4 protein-coding genes are annotated in these 2,461 nt (G+C 58.9%); all 4 read left to right on the plus strand.

The window, feature by feature from the left end:
* Positions 1 to 512 precede the first annotated feature (512 nt).
* A complete protein-coding gene (locus tag AAIL17_RS18175; protein ID WP_424684234.1) occupies positions 513 to 962 on the plus strand; it encodes a hypothetical protein in 450 nt (149 codons plus the stop codon).
* A gap of 93 nt (positions 963 to 1,055) precedes the next feature.
* Entirely contained in the window at positions 1,056 to 1,589 is a 534-nt protein-coding gene (locus AAIL17_RS18180) for a hypothetical protein (protein WP_424684235.1), read from the plus strand.
* 82 nt (positions 1,590 to 1,671) lie between these two features.
* Positions 1,672 to 1,944, plus strand: a complete 273-nt coding sequence (locus tag AAIL17_RS18185; protein WP_424684236.1) for a hypothetical protein — start codon at positions 1,672 to 1,674, stop codon at positions 1,942 to 1,944.
* Positions 1,945 to 1,999: 55 nt separating this feature from the next.
* Positions 2,000 to 2,290, plus strand: a complete 291-nt coding sequence (locus AAIL17_RS18190) for a hypothetical protein (RefSeq protein WP_424684237.1) — start codon at positions 2,000 to 2,002, stop codon at positions 2,288 to 2,290.
* The last annotated feature ends 171 nt before the right edge of the window (positions 2,291 to 2,461 follow it).

Raw genomic sequence — 2,461 nt, forward strand, 5'->3', positions numbered from 1 at the left:
CTGCTAGCGTTGTGCTTGGTGGGACCTGCGGTTGTGCCGGCGCAGTCGTCCAAGCATGGCGCGGTGCAAGCCCCTAACACTTCATTCAAGCGGACGGCTTCGCCGCCGCTTAATTCAAGCGTTAGGCGGGAGCAACATGGAAGTCGAGGATGGCGTGATTTTGGCTCGAGTGGAGGTCTTTCTCCCGCCTATACCCCTGGAAGGTAGGGAAGGCTTGCGAACCGGTACTCGCCCAAACCATTGGTTCCCCGGCTGCGCGCACTCCCTTCCGGGGCAGCTCGATCTCGAAGACAGGGTCTGGCTACATCCGGGTGAATCCTGTGTTGCGAGGTGCCGCTTCGTTGTGACCCCGGAGGACGCGCACTTCGTGTCACCAGGTCAGGTATGGCACATCTCCGAGGGTGGCCATGTGCGTGGCTTTGGTCGGGTGCTAGCCCTACTTGGCGCCTAACAATTCGTTCAAGGCGGACGGCTTCGCCGCCGCTTAACTCCAGCGTTAGGCGTCCAAGAACATGCCAAGCAAGCCACCAAAGCTCATCGCAATCGATCACGACGACTACCAGGCGGAGTTCGTCGGCAAAACGGCAGACGGCCGTCAGTTCTTCTTGACGACACCGTTTGAGCCTGCGATCGGAGGGAAAGCGGGAGAAGAGTTCGTTGCCCTCTACCTGTTCGATATGAAGGGCGCGCTTGTTGAAGCGAAGATTGAGTCTTTCGGACCTCGCGACACGATGGACGAAGCCGTGCGCCAGGCGTTTCACAAGAAGCTCTTGTCTTATATAGAGCCGGTCAAATACCAAAGAATCGAGGTCGCGCCGTTTTCGGTCGAGAAGTTCGGAACCACCTTTGGCCTGGTACCTCGAACGCCCAACGATGAAGAAGACGAATGGGCCATTGAGGCTCAGCCGGGCAACTACATGGCGTTCTTCGAACCTTGGGATAGTGGTGAATATGACACGTGAGCCTCGCGGGACGCCTAACCCCTCCATCGAGCGGACGCCTTACAGCGGGCTGCGCCCGCTTCCAGGTGCCGCTCATGTCGAACGTTAGGCGTCATGAAACTCACGCTCGATCACAACGTGCTAATCGATCTAGCGAACGGTTCGGCGAATGTCGTCCGCCTTCGCGAATCGCTCGCGACGAAACAGCATGAAGGCTTCGTGGTAGAGATCGGGGCGTCCGAGATGCGGCAGCGCGGGATCAAGCCTGATCGGTACGACCTGTTCGAACGCCTTTTGGAAGAAGCCGGTGTTGCTTCACTGCCGCGGCTGGCGCCGATGATGATTTGGGACGTTACCTTCTGGGATCACGACGTATGGTCGGACGAGTGCATGGCTAATCACGCTAAGCAGATCGAAGATATCCTGTTCGGTGACTCTCCGCCGTTAGCCATCACAGGAGAGCCCGATACGTCACCCAAATTTGCTGCGTGGCTGAATCGCCTTTGCGATGTCCAAACAATGTGGTGTCATCTGCACTATGCCAATGACGCGTTTGTCACTTCGGACCGCAATTTCCATAAGGCCACCAAGGCTCCGCGCCTGCTCGCTCTGGGCGCCGGCAAGATCTTGCGGCCCGAAGCGCTGTGACGCCTAACCCCTCCATCGAGCGGACGTCTTACCGCTGGCTGCGCCATCGGCAAGCCGCCGCTCATGTCGAACGTTAGATCCCATGACCAACACTGTCGAATGCCATGCGCACGGAGAGCAAGAGGAAACCTTCGTTTGCCAACATCTTGTCGGCGCCCTCAGCACAGGCGAGAAAGTGGGGTTCTTTTGGTCAGGTGGCCCGCGCGGTGATGCTTGGTGCTCTGCGTGCGAGGAGGTACGCGTCCGCGAGGGTGGTGCTACCGGCGACTGGAACGAGCGTTCCGAGGCGTTTGCGGGCATCAAACTTCTGTGCGGTGAGTGCTATGACCGGTTGCGCGCGCAGCATGGCATCTAACACCGTATTCGAGGCGGACGGCTTCGCCGCCGCTCAATTCCAGCGTTAGGTCGCAATGCCGGACTTCTTCGTTTACAACGGTTACTTGGGCTGGTCCTACGGCACGCCGTCCGATCCCCAGCTCATCTCGGCGTCGGACGCAGAGCGGATCATGGTGCTAGCCAACATCACCTTGTCGCAGGCCCAGCAAATCATTCCTGCCGCCCAGTACGCACAACAAGGCGACCAGCTCTTCCAGCTCACCGGCGGAAATCGCTTTCTCTACCTCGGTGACGCCAGTGATTGTGCAAATATTCAACAGGCCAAAGTCAGTTCGCCCTTGTCCATCAACTGGCAAGGAACCTAACCACTCGTCCAAGCGGACGCGCGTACCGCGCGCCGCTTAACTCAAGCGTTAGGCCTCAAATGCCGCATTTCGCGCTCACCCGACTAGGCTACGATCAGCTCATCGAGGCGTGTGGCGGTAGTCCACCATCACCGCTCTGGGTCAACGCTGGCGTCCTCTCTTCATCCGAGC

It is taken from the genome of Frateuria sp. YIM B11624 (assembly GCF_049727805.1).
Taxonomy (GTDB): domain Bacteria; phylum Pseudomonadota; class Gammaproteobacteria; order Xanthomonadales; family Rhodanobacteraceae; genus Frateuria_A.

What these genes read in the sequence shown, in the direction of transcription:
- AAIL17_RS18175 (WP_424684234.1), top strand. Translation starts at nt 513, where the DNA reads ATGCCAAGCAAGCCACCAAAGCTCATCGCAATCGATCACGACGACTAC.
- AAIL17_RS18180 (WP_424684235.1), top strand. Translation starts at nt 1,056, where the DNA reads ATGAAACTCACGCTCGATCACAACGTGCTAATCGATCTAGCGAACGGT.
- AAIL17_RS18185 (WP_424684236.1), top strand. Translation starts at nt 1,672, where the DNA reads ATGACCAACACTGTCGAATGCCATGCGCACGGAGAGCAAGAGGAAACC.
- AAIL17_RS18190 (WP_424684237.1), top strand. Translation starts at nt 2,000, where the DNA reads ATGCCGGACTTCTTCGTTTACAACGGTTACTTGGGCTGGTCCTACGGC.